Consider the following 16,437-nt stretch of genomic DNA (forward strand, 5'->3'; position numbering starts at 1 on the left):
GCCGCGCTCAGCCGACCGTCACATCGTAGAACAGGGGCCGACCGTACAGGTCGTACTCGAGACCGGAGACGCGGTCGCCGACCGCCGTGATGGCCGAGGGGCTGTACAGCGGCACGATCGCCGTGTACTCGGCGTTCCACTGCTGCAGCTGCGTGTAGAGCGCGTCGCGCTCGCCCTGGTCGCTGACGGCCACGGCCGTCTCGAGCAGCGTGTCGATCTCGGGGTCCGACACCTGCGAGGCGTTCTGGAATCCGTCGGTGTGGAGGTGACTGCGAAGCAGATCCGGGTCGACGCCCGAGAAGCCCCAGTCCGTCAGGTCGAAGGTCTTCGGTCCGTACTGCTCGTTGTAGGCGCCCGGCTCGAGCACCTCGCGGACGACCTCGAAGCCGATGGCCTTGAGATCGGACTGGATCGCGTTCGCGAGCGCGGCACGGTCGTCGGGCACGGGCGTGTACGCGATCCATCGGACGGAGAGGCGCTGGCCGTCCTTGGTGCGGTAGCCCTCCGCGTCGCGGGTGGTCCACCCGGCTTCGTCGAGGAGGGCGTTCGCGGCATCCGGGTCGAACTCCCATGTGCCCTCGAGAGCGGCGTCGTAGCCGGGCGTCGTCGATCCGAGCACGCTCCACGCGCGCGGGAACTGCCCGAAGAAGATCTCCTCGACCGCCGCGTCGATGTCGATGCCGCGGGCGAACGCCTGCCGCACCTTCTGGTCGGCGAAGACGCCGTACTTCTCGTTCAGATAGAGCGAGTACGGCAGCCCCGGGTACTCGATCGAGTCGACGGTGATGCCGTCGCCGAGGTCCTTCGCGAGGTTCGGCGGGATGTTGCTGGCGAGGTCGGACTCGCCGCTCGTGATGACGCCGGTGCGGACCGACGCCTCGGGCTGGATCTCCACACGGAGCGTTCCGAAGGCGGGAGCGTCCTCGCCGTGCGGACCCCACGCGTAGTCGTCGTTGCGCGTGTAGACGATCTCCTGGTCGGGCGTGTACTCGGTGAGCTCGAACGGCCCGGTGCCGACCGTGACACCCGGGCCTCCCGCCTTGAGCTGGTCGGCGGACTCCGCCAGCACCGCCGGAGAGTAGAAGCCGAGGAGCGGCGTGCTCGCCGCCTGCAGGAACGGGGCGTACGGCTGCGTGAAGCTGACCTTCACGGTGTGGTCGTCGATGACCTCCGTGCCGTCGTAGAAGTCGGCGCCGAGCATGCTGGCGGCCTGTGCCGACTTCGTGGCGGGATCGACGATCCGGTCGAAGTTCGCCTTGACCGCTGCGGCGTCGAAGGGCTCCCCGTCGTGGAACGTCACGTCGTCACGCAGCGTGAAGGTGTACTCGGTGCTGTCGTCCGAGACCTGCCAGTCGGTCGCGAGCCAGGGGCTGAAGGTGCCGTCGTTCTCCTGGAAGACCAGCGAGTCGAGCACGGAGCGCTGCACCATGCCCGAGACGTCGAGCTGACTGACCTGGGGGTCCATGTGTCCTGCCGCGAGGTTCGCTCCCTCGATCGACCACACCAGCTCGGCATCCGGGCCGGACTCGGCGGAGGTCGATGCGCAGGAGCTGAGGATCAGCGCCGTGGCGGCCGCGACGGCGGCGAAGGGCAGGAGACGGCGCACGGGGCTTGCGGGCATGACGATTCCTCAGGACGAACGGATCGGGATGCCTCCATTCTACGGCGGATTGTTGGACCGGGTCGAAGTTGCGACGACGTCGGCGCCGCGATCGCTCGGTAGACTTGCCGCGGACCCACACTCAGGCACGCTCACACAGTGCCGCATACATCGCGCAAGGAGACCTTCATGTCTGCAATCCCCGACAAGCCCGTCCTCGAAGGTCTCGAAGCGAAGTGGGACGACCGGTGGGCGCAGAACGGAACGTACCTGTTCGACCGCCTGCGCGCCGCAGAGTCCGGCCGCGACGGCGTGTACTCGATCGACACCCCGCCGCCCACGGCGTCGGGCAGTCTCCACATCGGCCACGTGTTCTCTTACACCCACACCGACGTGAAGGCACGCTTCGAGCGCATGCGCGGTAAGACCGTGTTCTACCCGATGGGGTGGGATGACAACGGGCTGCCGACGGAGCGCCGTGTGCAGAACTACTACGGCGTGCGCTGCGACCCGACGCTGCCCTACACCGACGACTTCACTCCCCCGTTCGAGGGCGGAGACAACAAGTCCAGCCGCGCCGCCGACCAGGTGCCGATCAGCCGTCGCAACTTCATCGAGCTGTGCGAGCGCCTCACGATCGAGGACGAGAAGCAGTTCGAAGCGCTGTTCCGCCAGCTGGGCCTGAGCGTCGACTGGACGCAGACGTATCGCACGATCTCCGACGAGACCATCCGCCAGAGCCAGCTCGCGTTCCTCCGCAACATCGAGCGCGGCGAGGCCTACCAGGACCTCGCTCCCACGCTGTGGGACATCGACTTCCGGTCCGCCATCGCGCAGGCCGAGCTCGAGGACCGCGACCAGCCCGCGGCGTACCACACGATCGAGTTCCCCTTCACGGACGGCTCCGGCTCGATCGCGATCGACACGACCCGTCCCGAGCTGCTCCCGGCGTGCATCGCGATCGTGACGCATCCCGAGGGACCGCACAAGCATCTGATCGGCACGAAGGTGCGCACACCGTTCTTCGGCGCCGAGATCGAGATCCACGGTCACCACCTCGCCCAGCCCGATAAGGGAACCGGCGCGGCGATGGTCTGCACCTTCGGCGACGTGACCGACATCGTGTGGTGGCGCGAGCTGCGCACCGTGAGCGGCGACCACCTGCCGAACATGACCACGATCGGCCTGGACGGGCGCTTCCTGCCCGCCGCTCCCGAGTCGGTCGCGAATGCGGATGCCGCGGACTGGTACGCCGCAGAGCTCGCCGGCAAGACCGTGTTCAGCGCCCGCAAGGCCATCGTCGAGAAGCTGCAGGAGACCGGCGACATGACCGCGGTCGGCAAGCAGTTCACCCACGCCGTGAAGTTCTTCGAGAAGGGCGACCGGCCGCTCGAGATCGTGTCGACGCGCCAGTGGTACATCCGCAACGGCGCCCGCGACGCCGATCTCCGCGACGAGCTCGTCGCGCGCGGCAAGGAGCTCACCTGGCACCCCGATTTCATGCGCGTGCGCTACGAGAACTGGGTGGGCGGGCTCACGGGCGACTGGCTGGTGTCGCGCCAGCGCTTCTTCGGTGTGCCGATCCCGCTCTGGTACGCGCTCGACGAGAACGGCGCCCGCGACTACGACCGGGTGCTGGCACCCGAGCACGCCGTGCTGCCGATCGATCCGACCATCGATGTGCCCGCGGGCTACACCGAGGACCAGCGCGGCGTGCCCGGTGGCTTCGACGCCGAGGCCGACATCCTCGACACCTGGGCCACCTCCTCGCTCACCCCGCAGCTCGCCGGCGGCTGGCAGCGCGACGAGGAGCTGTGGAACCTCACGGCACCGTTCGATCTGCGCCCCCAGGGCCAGGACATCATCCGCACCTGGCTGTTCTCGACCATGCTGCGCTCGACCCTGGAAGACGACAGGGCACCCTGGCGCAATGCGGCGATCTCCGGCTTCATCGTCGACCCCGACCGCAAGAAGATGTCGAAGTCGAAGGGCAACGTGGTCACACCCGCCGACATCCTCGACACCCACGGCTCGGATGCCGTGCGCTACTGGGCGGCGTCGAGTCGCCTCGGAACGGATGCCGCGTTCGACCCGCAGAATCCGACGCAGGTGAAGATCGGACGCCGCCTGGCGATCAAGGTCCTCAACGCCGCGAAGTTCGTGCTGTCGTTCCCGGTGCCCGAGGGCGCGGCGGTGACCCACGCCCTGGACGCGTCGATGCTCGCGACCCTCGACCGCGTGATCGGTGAGGCCACCGCAGCATTCGAGAACTACGATCAGGCCCGAGCGCTGGAGATCACCGAGTCGTTCTTCTGGACGTTCTGCGACGACTATCTCGAGCTCGTCAAGGAACGCGCCTACAACCAGACCGACGTGGGACAGGCATCCGCCGCACTCGCCCTGCGCCTTGCCCTCTCCGCCCTGCTGCGCCTGCTGGCTCCCGTGCTCTCGTTCGCGACGGAGGAAGCCTGGTCGTGGTTCGAGGAGGGCTCGATCCACACCTCGGCCTGGCCGGAGGCGCTCGACATCGAGGGCGACCCCGCCGTGCTCGCGGCCGCGAGCGAGGCGCTGATCGGCATCCGCCGGGCCAAGACGGAGGCGAAGGCCTCGCAGAAGACGCCCGTCGCCCGTGCCGCCATCGTCGCCCCCGCCGCCAAGCTCGTCGCACTGCGGGCCGCGGCCGACGACCTGCGCGCCGTCGGCCGGATCGCCGAGCTCGAGTTCGGTGAGGCCGAGGCGTTGGCCGTCACGGCGATCGAGCTCGCTCCGGCGGAGGAGTCCTGATGCAGCTCGGCACCCGCTGGGCGACCGGCACGGAGGCTCCGGCCTCCGTGCCCGCCTCCCTGCGTCCCGCGATCGCCGAGGTCGAGGGACGCGGGCTCACCGGGCACTGGACGCTCACGTGGCTCGAGGGCCGGGCGATCGCCGAGCTCGACGCCGGCTGGGAAGTCCTCCAGACGGCGACCGGTGAGGTCGTCGCCCGCCCCTTCCAGGACTGACGCGCCGCGCTGGTCTCGACCTCCCGGGGCTCCGCGGGCTCCGGGGTGGATAGGCTCGGATCATGACCATCGATGCCTCGAATCCGCTGCTCCAGCCCTCGACGCTGCCGTACGGCATCCCCGACTACCGGCTGATCCGCGCGGAGCACTACCTGCCCGCCTTCCGTGCCGCTTTCACGGAGCACCTGCAGGAGATCTCGCGCATCACGATGGTCCGCTCGATGCCGACGTTCGAGAACACGATCGAGGCGATCGAGCGCGCGGGCTCCCTGCTCGATCGAGTGGCCCACGCGTTCTACACCGTCAGCTCGGCGGATGCGACCCCCGAGATCCAGGCCGTCGACGAGCAGCTCGCCCCGCTCATGGCCGCGCACACCGATGCCGTCACGCTCGACGGCGCGCTGTACTGGCGGGTGCAGCAGTTGCACGATCGTCTCGACACCCTCGAACTCGATCCCGAGCAGCGGTATCTCGTCGAGCGGCACCACCGCGAGATGACGCATGCCGGCGCCGCGCTCGACGACGAAGCGAAGGCGCACCTCACGCTGTTGAACCAGCAGCTCTCCGCGCTGAGCAACACCTTCGAGCGCAACCTGCTCAGCGACACGAACGATCTCGCCGTCGTCTTCGACTCGGCGGACGATCTCGAGGGCGTGAGTGCCGGGGAGCTGTCCGCGGCTGCACGGGCGGCGAGCGAACGCGGACTCGAGGGACGGTTCGTCGTCACACTGCCCCTCTTCACGGGGCATCCGTATCTGGCGCAGCTCCGCAACCGCGAGTCGCGACGGCGGATCATGGCGGCATCCCAGGCGCGGGGATCGCAGGACAACGCGAACGACAACCGTTTCGTCCTCCGCGAGATCGTCCGCCTCCGGGCCGAGCGCGCCGCTCTTCTCGGTTACCCCTCGCACGCGGCCTACGTGACCGCGGACGAGACCGCGGGCAGCCCGCAGGCTGTCGAGGACATGCTGCGCGCCCTCGCCGCGCCCTCCGCGCTCAACGCGTTCACGGAACAACAGGCGCTGCGAGCGATCGTAGACCGGATCGAGCCGGAGCCGTTCCCGGTCGAGGCGCATGACTGGGCGTTCTACACCGAGAAGGTGCGCGCGGCGGAGTACGACATCGACACGAGCGCGCTGCGTCCGTGGTTCGAGGCCGAGCGCGTGCTGCAGGACGGCGTGTTCTTCGCCGCGACCCGCCTGTACGGCGTGACGTTCGTCGAGCGCACCGACATCCCGGCCTATCACCCTGGTGCGCGCGTGTTCGAGGTCAGCAACGAGGACGGCAGCGCTCTCGGGCTCTACATCCTCGACCTCTACACCCGCGACACCAAGCGCGGTGGCGCCTGGATGAACCCGATCGTCAGCCAATCCCGACTGCGCGGCTCGGCGCCCGTCGTGGTGAACAACCTGAACGTGCCGCTGCCCGGCGAAGGAGAGCCGACACTGCTCACCCTCGACGAGGTGACCACGCTGTTCCACGAGTTCGGTCACGCACTGCACGGGCTGTTCGCCGAGGTCACCTACCCGCACTTCGCCGGCACCAACGTCTTCCGCGACTTCGTGGAGTTCCCGAGCCAGGTCAACGAGATGTGGATCCTCTGGCCCGAAGTCCTCGACAACTACGCGCGGCATCACGAGACCGGCGAGCCGCTCGATCCCACGATCATCGACCGTCTGCGCGCGACCGAGACCTTCGATCAGGGTCACGCGACGAGCGAATATCTGGCGGCTGCGTGGCTCGACCAGGCCTGGCATCGTGTCGGGGTGGACGCCGACATCGACGACGTCGCCGCCTTCGAAGCGGCCGCCCTCGCCGACATCGGTCTGGACAACCCGGCGGTGCCGACGCGGTACTCCTCGACGTACTTCGCGCACGTCTTCTCGGGCGGCTACAGCGCAGGGTACTACTCGTACATCTGGAGTGAGGTCCTCGACGCCGACACCGTCGAATGGTTCCGGGAGAACCGCGGGCTCACCCGCGACAACGGCGACTGGTTCCGTGAGCGGCTGCTCGGCGTCGGCGGGTCGAAGGACCCGCTGGAGGCGTACCACGAGTTCCGCGGCCGTGTGGCAGACATCGCCCACCTGCTCAAGCGCCGCGGACTCGCGATGGCGACCGAGGACTGATTCCCCGGCCCGGAGTGATCATCGCTCCGGGGCACTCCCGCGTACGCCGAGGATCCGGCGTGGACGTCAGGCGCTCTTGCGCTTGCGTTCCAGCACGATCGTGGGCGCCGCGCCCTCATCGACGGCGGCACGAGTGATGATCACCTTCGCGACATCGTCTGTCGACGGGATCTCGAACATGATGGGTCCCAGCACGTCTTCCAGGATCGCTCGGAGTCCACGCGCGCCGGTCTTGCGCTCGACGGCGAGGTCGGCGATGGAGCGCAGAGCGTCCTCCTCGAACTCGAGGGTCACGCCGTCGATCTCGAACATGCGCTGATACTGCTTGACCAAGGCGTTGCGCGGACCGGTGAGGATATCGATGAGCGCAGTCTGATCGAGCGGCGACACCGAGGTCACGACGGGCAGACGCCCGATGAACTCGGGGATCAGGCCGAACTTGTGCAGGTCCTCCGGGAGCACCTCGCTGTAGAGGTCGAGATCCTTGTTCTTGTCGTGCAGCGGAGCGCCGAACCCGATGCCGTGCTTGCCGACGCGCGCCGAGACGATGTCCTCCAGACCGGCGAACGCGCCGGCCACGATGAACAGCACATTGGACGTGTCGATCTGCAGGAACTCCTGGTGGGGGTGCTTCCGGCCGCCCTGCGGCGGCACCGACGCGACGGTTCCCTCGATGATCTTGAGCAGCGCCTGCTGCACGCCCTCGCCGGACACGTCGCGCGTGATCGACGGGTTCTCCGCCTTGCGCGCGATCTTGTCGACCTCGTCGATGTAGATGATGCCCTGCTCGGCGCGCTTGACGTCGTAGTCCGCCGCCTGGATGAGCTTGAGCAGGATGTTCTCGACGTCTTCGCCCACGTACCCTGCCTCCGTGAGCGCCGTGGCGTCGGCCACCGCGAACGGCACGTTCAGACGCTTCGCGAGGGTCTGGGCGAGATACGTCTTCCCGCAGCCGGTCGGACCGATGAGCAGGATGTTGCTCTTCGCGATCTCGATCTCCTCGGCACGCTGCTCGGCGGACTGCAGGGTGCCGTGCGCGCGGATGCGCTTGTAGTGGTTGTACACCGCGACGGACAGGGCGCGCTTCGCGGGCTCCTGACCGACGACGTACTCCTCGAGGAAGGAGAAGATCTCGCGCGGCTTGGGCAGCTCGAACTCCGCCACGCCGTCGGCGGAGGACTCCGCCATGCGCTCCTCGATGATCTCGTTGCACAGCTCGACGCACTCGTCGCAGATGTACACACCGGGGCCGGCGATGAGTTGCTGCACCTGCTTCTGGCTCTTTCCGCAGAATGAGCACTTGAACAGATCGGCGCTTTCACCGATACGGGCCATGAAGGTCCTCCTAGGGGGATCCAGAGATCGTCCTCCGAGCCTAACGTCTGCATCCGACACCGGGACGCATTGGCGCGGACTCGCCTGTCCGCGTCGCGCACGCCGAAGGGCCCGTGCCGCGGGATGCGCAGCACGGGCCCTTCTCGGAGCCGGCGTCAGACCATGCTCTTGGTGTGCCAGACGGTCTTGATCTCGGTGAACGCCGTGATCCGCTCAGGAGACGCGACCACATCTCCCGGCGTGAGCACGCGCTTCAGCGTGTCGGCGGCGGCGATCTGCAGGTCGACCCAGTCGAGGCTGCCCGCCCCCGCGAGGTCGAGTGCGTTCACATCCTGGTGCGAGGCCAGCCACGGAGCGATCTCCGCGGGCGATCCGGTGAGCACGTTGACCACTCCGCCCGGGACGTCGCTGGTGGCGAGCACTTCGGCGAGGCTGATCGCGGAGAGCGGATGCCGCTCACTGGCGACCACGACCACGGTGTTCCCGGCGACCAGGGCCGGCGCGACGACCGACACCAGGCCGAGCAGCGACGAGTCCTGCGGTGCGATGATCGCGACCACGCCGGTGGGTTCGGGCACCGAGATGTTGAAGTACGGCCCCGACACCGGGTTGGCGTTCCCGGCGACCTGCGCGTACTTGTCGCACCAACCGGCGTACCAGACCCACAGGTCGATCGCCTCGTCGACCTGTGCGGCGGCGGAACCGGTCGAGACGCCTTCCTGCGCGACGATCTCGTCGATGAACTGCGCGCGGCGGCCCTCGAGCACCTCGGCGACGCGGTACAGGACCTGACCGCGGTTGTACGCGGTCGCGCCCGACCAGCCCTTGACGGCGGCGCGCGCCGCGACCACGGCATCCCGGGCGTCCTTGCGTGATCCCTGAGCGGCGTTCGCGAGGAACGCCCCCTTCGGAGAGGTCACCTCGTAGGTGCGCCCGGACTCGCTGCGGGGGAAGGCCCCGCCGATCGCCAGCTTGTACGTCTTCGGCACGGTCAGTCGCTTGCTCATGACGCAGCCCCCTTCAGGTACGCGGTGAGACCCTGACGTCCGCCTTCGCGGCCGTATCCGGACTCCTTGTATCCGCCGAACGGGCTCGACGGGTCGAATCGGTTGAACGTGTTGGCCCACACCACTCCGGCACGCAGACGGTCGGCGACCGCGAGGATCCGCGAGCCCTTGTCCGACCAGATGCCGGCCGAGAGTCCGTAGGGGGTGTTGTTGGCCTTGGCGATCGCCTCCGCCGGGGTGCGGAACGTGAGCACCGACAGCACCGGGCCGAACACCTCGTCGCGCGCGATGCGGTGCGAGGCCTCGACACCCGTGAAGATGGTCGGCGCGAACCAGAAGCCCTGCTCGGGGATCGCGCAGTCGGCCGTCCATCGCTCGGCGCCTTCTGCCTCGCCGATGTCGCTCAGCTCGCGGATACGCGCGAGCTGAGCCGCGGAGTTGATGGCTCCGATGTCGGTGTTCTTGTCGAGCGGATCGCCCAGACGCAGGGTCGACAGACGCGACTTGAGCCGGTCGATGACCTCGTCGTGGATCGACTCCTGCACCAGAAGTCGGCTGCCGGCGCAGCAGACGTGGCCCTGGTTGAAGAAGATGCCGTTCACGATGCCCTCGACGGCCTGGTCGATCGGTGCGTCGTCGAAGACGATGTTCGCGGCCTTGCCACCGAGCTCGAGCGTGAGCTTCTTCGGCGTCCCCGCGACGGCCCGTGCGATGTCACGACCGACACCGGTGGAGCCGGTGAAGGCCACCTTGTCGACGTCGGGGTGACGGACGAGGGCGGCGCCCGAGGCTCCGGCACCCGTCACGATGTTCACGACCCCGGCGGGAAGATCGGCCTGCTGCAGGATCTCCGCGAAGATCAGCGCCGTCAGCGGCGTGGTCTCGGCGGGCTTCAGCACGACCGTGTTGCCGGCGGCGAGAGCCGGGGCGAGCTTCCACGCGAGCATCAGCAGTGGGAAGTTCCACGGGATGATCTGACCGGCGACGCCGAGAGCGAGGGGGTTCGCACCGAGGCCGGCGTGATCGAGCTTGTCGGCCCAGCCCGCGTAGTAGAAGAACCAGGAGGCGACGAGGGGCACGTCGACATCACGGCTCTCCTTGATGGGCTTGCCGTTGTCGAGGCTCTCGGCCACGGCGAGCTCGCGGGAGCGTTCCTGCACGAGGCGGGCGATGCGGAAGAGGTACTTCCCGCGATCGCGACCACTCATGCGCGACCAGGTCTTCTCGTAGGCGCGTCGCGCGGCGGCGACGGCACGGTCGATGTCGTCGTCGCTCGCCGAGGCGATCTCGGCGATGTGCTTCTCCGTGGCGGGCGAGATGGTGCTGAACGGCGTGCCGGAGCCGTCGACGAACTCGCCGTCGATGAACAGCCCGTAGCTGTCCTTGAGGTTCAGGACGGCGGTGGACTCGGGGGCCGGAGCGTATTCCAGGAATGACATATGTGGGTTCCTAGTCGATCGTGACGTAGTCGGGGCCGGAGTAGTGGCCGGTGGCGAGCTTCTGACGCTGCAGCAGCACGTCGTTCAGGAGACTCGATGCGCCGAAGCGGAACAGGTGGGGCTGGAGCCACTCCTCGCCCACCGTCTCGGCGACCGTCACCAGATACTTGACGGCGTCCTTCGACGCGCGGATGCCGCCGGCCGGCTTCACGCCGATCTTCTGGCCGGTTCCCCGGTGCCAGTCGCGGACGGTCTCCAGCATCAGCAGCGTGGTGGGCAGCGTGGCCGCGGGCTGCACCTTGCCCGTGGACGTCTTGATGAAGTCGCCGCCGGCGAGGATGCCGAGCCACGAGGCCCGCTTGATGTTGTCGTAGGTGTTGAGTTCACCGGTCTCGAGGATCACCTTGAGTGAGGCGTACGAGCCGTCCGCGCGGCGGCAGGCCTCCTTGACCTGGGCGATCTGGTCGTACACGAGCCCGTAGCGTCCGGAGAGGAAGGCCCCGCGGTCGATGACCATGTCGATCTCGTCGGCACCGGCCGCGACCGCCTCGGCCGTGTCGGCCAGCTTGATCGCGAGCGAGGATCGCCCACTCGGGAAGGCGGTCGCGACCGCTGCCACCGAGATCAGGCCCTCGTCCGGGTCGCCGTGCAGCGCGCCCAGAGCGGCCACGGCGTCCGGCACCATGTCCCCGTACACGCAGACGGCGGCGACACGGGGCGTCGACGCATCCGCGGCGTCCGGGTTCTTCGCCTTCGCGACGAGCGACCGCACCTTGCCCGGGGTGTCCGAGCCTTCCAGCGTGGTGAGGTCGATCAGTCGGATGATGGTGTCGAGGGCCCAGGCCTTCGACGTCGTCTTGATCGATCGCGTGCCGAGACCGGCAGCGCGCTGCTCCAGCCCGACCGCGTCGACTCCGGGCAGGCCGTGCAGGAATCGGCGCAGCGTGGCGTCGTCCGGCTCACCGCCGAGGACGTCCACCGCCGCCCTACGGCTCAGTTCTTGGGTCGTCACTGTTCCTCCAACAATGCTCGTGCTGTGGTCTCATCGGTCACCAGGACGCTGCACAGGCCGCTGGCGACCACTGTGCGAGCGATGTCATGTTTCGCGCGGCCGGCGGTGACGAAGATCGCGCGCGCTGCTCCGCGCAGGCGATCCAGGCTCACACCGACCGTGCGGGCGTCGAGCTGCGAGTCGACGATGTTGCCCTCGGCGTCCACGTAGCGCCCGAGCACATCTCCGACCGCGCCGCGCCGGGCGAGTTCTTCGACGTCCTCGACGGACAGGTAGCCGTTCTCCACGTGGGCGGAGCTCGCATCGCTGGGGCCCGCGGTGAACAGGAAAGCCTGCGCCTGCGCCGCCTCCTCCAGGATGCCGGCGACCGTGCGGTCGGCTTCGATCGCCTGCTTCGTCTCGACGCGCTCCAGGATCGCCGGACTGGGCAGCAGGGAGACGTGCCCCGACGCGCGTTGCGCGATCGTCACGGCGAGTCCCGCGGCCCCTCCGGAGCGCCGGTTGAGGCTCACTCCCCCGTTGAGCTGCACGACGGTCACACCGCTCGCCCAGCCGTGCGGCAGGGCCTCGGCGACGGCGCGCAGCGTGCGCCCCCAGCTGACGCCGAGCGTACGAGGCACCGGGCGAAGCGCGGTGAGGTAGTCGGCCGCGGCCTGTGCCACGCGCTCGAGGGTGGCCTCGTCCCCCTCCGGTGCGGGGACGACGACGGCCTCCGCGAGTCCGGGGTGACGGTCGACGAGCAGGCGCTCGAGTCCGAGCCGACGTGCGCGCGGGTGCACGATCTCGATGCGGACGATGCCGCGTTCGCGCGCCTGAGTGAGCAGACGCCCCACCTTCCAGCGGGAGACCTTCAGGAGGGCGCCGATCTCGTCCTGGGTCTTGTCCTCGTCGTAGTACAGCTCGGCGATACGGACCATCAGCAGTTCGTCTTCCACGGCATCCTCCTTCCGTGACCAGCGTACGGCTGTTCACCCGTCCGCGCACGCTTCTGCTCATATGAGCAGAAGCGTCGAACACCACTGCGCATCCGTCGCAGTGCACGCCGAAGGGGCGGCAGTCCCATGACTGCCGCCCCTTCGTGTCGCCGTTCTCAGACCCGCTTGCGCGAGCTGAGCACCTGGTCGACGATGCCGTACTCGAGCGCCTGCGCGGCCGAGAGGATGTTGTCGCGGTCGATGTCGCGGTTGATCTGCTCGACCGGACGACCCGTGTGCGTGGCCATGGTCTCCTCGAGCCAGGTGCGCATGCGGAGGATCTCCGCCGCCTGGATCTCGATGTCGGACGCCTGGCCCTGACCCGCCTCGCCCATGGCGGGCTGGTGGATCAGAACGCGCGCGTTCGGCAGGGCGAGACGCTTGCCGGGCGCACCGGCGGCGAGGAGCACCGACGCCGCCGAAGCCGCCTGACCGAGCACGACGGTCTGGATCTGCGGCGCGACGTACTGCATCGTGTCGTAGATCGCCGTCATGGCGGTGAAGGAGCCACCGGGCGAGTTGATGTACATCGTGATGTCACGCTCGGCGTCCTGGCTCTCCAGGACGAGCAGCTGGGCCATCACGTCGTCGGCGGAGGCGTCGTCGACCTGCACGCCCAGGAAGATCACACGGTCTTCGAAGAGCTTGTTGTACGGGTCCTGACGCTTGAAGCCGTAGGCCGTGCGCTCCTCGAACTGCGGGAGCACGTAGCGGCTGGACGGCAGAGTTCCTGCGGATTGGAAGGTGGGGGTGTGCATGAGAGTCCTTTCGAATCCGGTTATTCTGCGGCGTCCGCAGTGCCGCCGCCGCCGGCCACGTCACTGGCGTGCTCGCGGATGTGGTCGACGAAGCCGTACTCGAGGGCCTCTTCCGCCGTGAACCAGCGGTCCCGGTCACCGTCGGCGTTGATCTGCTCGACCGACTTGCCGGTCTGCCCTGCGGTGATCTCGGCGAGACGCTTCTTCATCGAGAGGATGAGCTGCGCCTGCGTCTGGATGTCGCTCGACGTGCCGCCGAAGCCGCCGTGGGGCTGGTGCAGCAGAACACGCGCGTTCGGGGTGATGTAGCGCTTGCCCTTGGTGCCGCTGGTGAGCAGCAGCTGGCCCATGGATGCGGCCATGCCGATGCCCACGGTGACGATGTCGTTCGGAACGAACTGCATCGTGTCGTAGATCGCCATACCCGCGGTGATGGAACCACCGGGCGAGTTGATGTAGAGGTAGATGTCCTTCTCTGAGTCTTCCGCGGCGAGAAGAAGGATCTTCGCGCAGATCTCGTTGGCGTTCTGGTCACGCACCTCTGAACCAAGCCAGATGATGCGATCCTTCAGCAGCCTGTCGAAGACGCTCGTCGCGACAAGGGGTTCTGCAGCCATTTCAGCTCCTGTTTCCGTGTTCGTGCTTCGAATCTACCGGCGACGGCGCGACGGGCAGGCCGTGTTCGCCGTCGGCATATCAGCGTGGCGAGGCGCCGAGTTCGCGCGCGTAGGCGGTGACCGAGCGCGTGTAGCGCGGCAGGTGCGGAGCCAGCGCGGTGAGCGCCACCGCGGCCCCCTCCCGCGCGTCTCCGTGTGACACCAGCGCCAGCGCGTAGAAGGCTGCGGCGGCGTCGGCGAAGGGTCCGCCGCGCTCGTGCTCCTCGCGCAGCATTTCGAGCGCCTCGTCGATACGACCGAGGTTGCGCACGGTGCTCGCCAACTGGATCACGGCCTGAGGGCGGTGCTCCTCATCGAGGCCTGCCGCGAGAGCGGCCCGGTAGAGCGGCTCCGCCTCGCTCTCGATTCCTGCCGAGTCGCGTGCTCCGGCGCGTTCGAACAGCGCGCGGGCATCCTGCTCGTCCCGCTCGCCCGCGACCGCATCGACCTGCGCGATGCGCTCGCTGTCGGTGAGGGACTCGTCGGCCCAGATGGCCGCGATCCGCTCATCCCACGTGTCCATGCGCTTCTCCCCTCCTGTGCCGAAAAAGGGGCGGATGCCGCAGCATCCGCCCCTCTTCGATTCGTTCCGCGGTCACTCCGCCGTGTCGGCGGCCTTCTTCGCGGGAGCCTTCTTCGCAGCCGGCTTCTTGGCAGCGGGCTTCTCCGTCGCCTCGGCGTCGTCCGCCTTCTTGGCAGGAGCCTTCTTGGCAGCCGGCTTCTTGGCAGCGGGCTTCTCCGCGGCCTCGGCGTCGTCCGCCTTGTCGGCGGCCTTCTTCGCAGCCGACTTCTTCGCAGCAGCCTTCTTGGCGGGCTTCTCCTCGGGCTCCGGCGTCTCCTCGGCCTCGTCGTCCGTGACGATGAAGTCCGACAGGTCGACCTTCTTGCCGTTCGTGTCGACGACCTTCACCTTGCCGAGCGCGATCGCGAGCGCCTTGTTGCGCGCGACCTCGCCGACGAGCGCGGGAAGCTGGTTCGAGGACTGCAGCGCCTCGACGAACTCCTGCGGGGCCATGCCGTACTGCGATGCCGACTGGATGAGGTACTGGCTCAGCTCCTCCTGCGAGACCTGGACGTCGGCCTCTTCGGCGATCGTGTCGAGGAGCACCTGCGTGCGGAACTGCTTCTCGCTCGCCTCGGTGACCTCGGCGCGGTGCACGTCGTCCTCGAGGCGGTTCTCACCCTCGAGGTGGTTGTGCACCTCGTCCTCGATGAGCTTCGGCGGGACCGGGATCTCCACCTTCTCGAGCAGCGCCTCGACGAGCTTGTCGCGCGCGGCGGAGCCCTGCGTGAAGACGCCCTGCTGCGCGACGCGCTCGGCGAGGCTGGCGCGCAGCTCCGCGATCGTGTCGAACTCGCTGGCGATCTGGGCGAACTCGTCATCGGCCTCGGGCAGCTCGCGCTCCTTGACGGCCTTGACGCTCACGGCGACCTCGGCCTCGGAGCCGGCGTGGTCGCCGCCGACGAGGGAAGAGCGGAACGTGGTGTCCTCACCTGCGGTGAGGGACTCGATCGCATCGTCGATGCCCTCGAGCAGCTCGCCCGAGCCGATCTCGTACGAGACGCCCTCGGCGCGGTCGATCTCGGCGCCGTCGATCGTGGCGACCAGGTCGAGCTCGACGAAGTCACCCTTCGCGGCGGGACGGTCGACGGGGATGAGCGTGCCGAAGCGTGCGCGCATGTTGTCGAGTTCGGCGTCGAGAGCGGCGTCATCCGCCTCGATCGCGTCCACGGTGACCGTGATCCCGGCGTAGTCGGGAAGGTCGATCTCGGGACGGACGTCCACCTCGATGTCGACGAGCAGGTCGCCGGAGAAGTCCTTCTGGTTCGGCCACTCGACGATGTCGGCGGCCGGGCGGCCGACGATGCGGAGCTTGTGCTCGGCCGCGGCCTCTCGGAAGAACTTGTCGAGGCCCTCGTTGACGGCGTGCTCGATGACCGCACCGCGTCCGATGCGCTGGTCGATGATCGGGGCCGGGACCTTGCCCTTGCGGAATCCAGGAATCTGGACATCCTGCGCAATGTGCTCGTATGCGTGAGCGATGCTGGGCTTGAGGTCCTCGGGGGTGACCGTGATGCTGAGCTTGACCCGGGTCGGGGTCAGCTTCTCGACGGTGCTGTTCGCCATGCTGGTGTGTTCTCCTTGTGGTCTCCGCGCAGACACGCGGCTTGAAGGCTTGTCGAGCCGTGTCGGGGCGACAGGAGTTGAACCTGCGACCTCCCGCTCCCAAAGCGGGCGCTCTACCAAACTGAGCTACGCCCCGGGGAATCCGCACGCAGATTCAGCCCCACCGAGTCTAACGGACAGGAAGCCCTTCGACAGTCCGCTATGATCGTAGAGTCGGTTCCCGAGCCGCCCAGATGGCTCGGATCCGGGGCTGTAGCTTAGTGGTAAAGCCTTAGTCTTCCAAACTAATGATGCGGGTTCGATTCCCGTCAGCCCCTCCACTTCACAGAGAACCCCTCGCCTCCGGGCGGGGGTTCTTCGCTTTCCCCTCGGACGCCCCCGCCTCCTCCACGACCTCCTC

Annotated in this window: 13 protein-coding genes and 2 tRNA genes; 4 read left to right on the forward strand and 11 right to left on the reverse strand. The window is 68.1% G+C overall.

All coding sequences use genetic code 11. The features are described from left to right. Window positions 1-7 precede the first annotated feature (7 nt). On the reverse strand, window positions 8-1,621 hold the full coding sequence (locus tag ACWA14_RS09280; RefSeq protein ID WP_463792689.1) for an ABC transporter substrate-binding protein: 1,614 nt from the start codon (window positions 1,619-1,621) through the stop codon (window positions 8-10). A gap of 168 nt (window positions 1,622-1,789) precedes the next feature. Between ACWA14_RS09280 and valS the strand changes: the two genes are divergently transcribed. The 3 genes from valS (at window position 1,790) to ACWA14_RS09295 (ending at window position 6,728) form a co-directional block, all read left to right on the forward strand. Then, a complete protein-coding gene (gene valS / locus ACWA14_RS09285) occupies window positions 1,790-4,384 on the forward strand; it encodes a valine--tRNA ligase (RefSeq protein ID WP_463792691.1) in 2,595 nt (864 codons plus the stop codon). After that, a complete protein-coding gene (locus ACWA14_RS09290; protein WP_463792692.1) occupies window positions 4,384-4,599 on the forward strand; it encodes a hypothetical protein in 216 nt (71 codons plus the stop codon). The genes valS and ACWA14_RS09290 overlap by 1 nt, the downstream gene beginning before the upstream one ends. 62 nt (window positions 4,600-4,661) lie before the next feature. After that, window positions 4,662-6,728, forward strand: a complete 2,067-nt coding sequence (locus tag ACWA14_RS09295) for a M3 family metallopeptidase (RefSeq protein ID WP_463792694.1) — start codon at window positions 4,662-4,664, stop codon at window positions 6,726-6,728. Between the two features lie 66 nt (window positions 6,729-6,794). Here the strand turns inward: ACWA14_RS09295 and clpX are convergent, their stop codons facing one another. The 10 genes from clpX to ACWA14_RS09345 all read right to left on the reverse strand — a co-directional run bounded on the left by clpX (window position 6,795) and on the right by ACWA14_RS09345 (window position 16,173). Next, window positions 6,795-8,063, reverse strand: a complete 1,269-nt coding sequence (gene clpX, locus ACWA14_RS09300) for an ATP-dependent Clp protease ATP-binding subunit ClpX (RefSeq protein WP_463792696.1) — start codon at window positions 8,061-8,063, stop codon at window positions 6,795-6,797. A 155-nt stretch (window positions 8,064-8,218) separates the two neighbouring features. Then, entirely contained in the window at window positions 8,219-9,070 is an 852-nt protein-coding gene (locus ACWA14_RS09305; protein ID WP_463792698.1) for an aldehyde dehydrogenase family protein, read from the reverse strand. Beyond that, window positions 9,067-10,509, reverse strand: coding sequence for an aldehyde dehydrogenase family protein (locus ACWA14_RS09310; RefSeq protein ID WP_463792700.1), 1,443 nt, complete (start codon window positions 10,507-10,509; stop codon window positions 9,067-9,069). The genes ACWA14_RS09305 and ACWA14_RS09310 overlap by 4 nt, the downstream gene beginning before the upstream one ends. A gap of 10 nt (window positions 10,510-10,519) precedes the next feature. After that, a complete protein-coding gene (gene deoC, locus ACWA14_RS09315) occupies window positions 10,520-11,521 on the reverse strand; it encodes a deoxyribose-phosphate aldolase (RefSeq protein WP_463792703.1) in 1,002 nt (333 codons plus the stop codon). Beyond that, window positions 11,518-12,456, reverse strand: coding sequence for a sugar-binding transcriptional regulator (locus tag ACWA14_RS09320; RefSeq protein WP_463792705.1), 939 nt, complete (start codon window positions 12,454-12,456; stop codon window positions 11,518-11,520). The genes deoC and ACWA14_RS09320 overlap by 4 nt, the downstream gene beginning before the upstream one ends. A gap of 155 nt (window positions 12,457-12,611) precedes the next feature. After that, on the reverse strand, window positions 12,612-13,253 hold the full coding sequence (locus tag ACWA14_RS09325) for an ATP-dependent Clp protease proteolytic subunit (protein ID WP_463792707.1): 642 nt from the start codon (window positions 13,251-13,253) through the stop codon (window positions 12,612-12,614). Between the two features lie 20 nt (window positions 13,254-13,273). Beyond that, complete coding sequence (locus ACWA14_RS09330; protein ID WP_463792709.1) at window positions 13,274-13,870, reverse strand: ATP-dependent Clp protease proteolytic subunit; 597 nt, start codon at window positions 13,868-13,870, stop codon at window positions 13,274-13,276. 79 nt (window positions 13,871-13,949) lie between these two features. Continuing rightward, complete coding sequence (locus ACWA14_RS09335; RefSeq protein ID WP_463792712.1) at window positions 13,950-14,432, reverse strand: tetratricopeptide repeat protein; 483 nt, start codon at window positions 14,430-14,432, stop codon at window positions 13,950-13,952. A 72-nt stretch (window positions 14,433-14,504) separates the two neighbouring features. Continuing rightward, entirely contained in the window at window positions 14,505-16,037 is a 1,533-nt protein-coding gene (gene tig, locus ACWA14_RS09340) for a trigger factor (protein ID WP_463792713.1), read from the reverse strand. Between the two features lie 62 nt (window positions 16,038-16,099). Then, window positions 16,100-16,173, reverse strand: a tRNA-Pro gene (locus ACWA14_RS09345). 110 nt (window positions 16,174-16,283) lie between these two features. On the opposite strand from ACWA14_RS09345, the gene ACWA14_RS09350 reads away from it, so the two are divergent. Continuing rightward, window positions 16,284-16,357: transfer RNA gene (locus tag ACWA14_RS09350), tRNA-Gly, on the forward strand. Window positions 16,358-16,437 lie beyond the last annotated feature (80 nt).

Source organism: Microbacterium sp. TW_SC_2 (genome assembly GCF_055361165.1).

Coding starts and splice junctions, on each gene's coding strand:
- ACWA14_RS09290 (WP_463792692.1), top strand. CDS start 4,384: ATGCAGCTCGGCACCCGCTGGGCGACCGGCACGGAGGCTCCGGCCTCC.
- ACWA14_RS09305 (WP_463792698.1), bottom strand. CDS start 9,070: ATGAGCAAGCGACTGACCGTGCCGAAGACGTACAAGCTGGCGATCGGC.
- clpX (WP_463792696.1), bottom strand. CDS start 8,063: ATGGCCCGTATCGGTGAAAGCGCCGATCTGTTCAAGTGCTCATTCTGC.
- ACWA14_RS09330 (WP_463792709.1), bottom strand. CDS start 13,870: ATGGCTGCAGAACCCCTTGTCGCGACGAGCGTCTTCGACAGGCTGCTG.
- tig (WP_463792713.1), bottom strand. CDS start 16,037: ATGGCGAACAGCACCGTCGAGAAGCTGACCCCGACCCGGGTCAAGCTC.
- ACWA14_RS09325 (WP_463792707.1), bottom strand. CDS start 13,253: ATGCACACCCCCACCTTCCAATCCGCAGGAACTCTGCCGTCCAGCCGC.
- valS (WP_463792691.1), top strand. CDS start 1,790: ATGTCTGCAATCCCCGACAAGCCCGTCCTCGAAGGTCTCGAAGCGAAG.
- ACWA14_RS09295 (WP_463792694.1), top strand. CDS start 4,662: ATGACCATCGATGCCTCGAATCCGCTGCTCCAGCCCTCGACGCTGCCG.
- ACWA14_RS09280 (WP_463792689.1), bottom strand. CDS start 1,621: ATGCCCGCAAGCCCCGTGCGCCGTCTCCTGCCCTTCGCCGCCGTCGCG.
- ACWA14_RS09335 (WP_463792712.1), bottom strand. CDS start 14,432: ATGGACACGTGGGATGAGCGGATCGCGGCCATCTGGGCCGACGAGTCC.
- ACWA14_RS09310 (WP_463792700.1), bottom strand. CDS start 10,509: ATGTCATTCCTGGAATACGCTCCGGCCCCCGAGTCCACCGCCGTCCTG.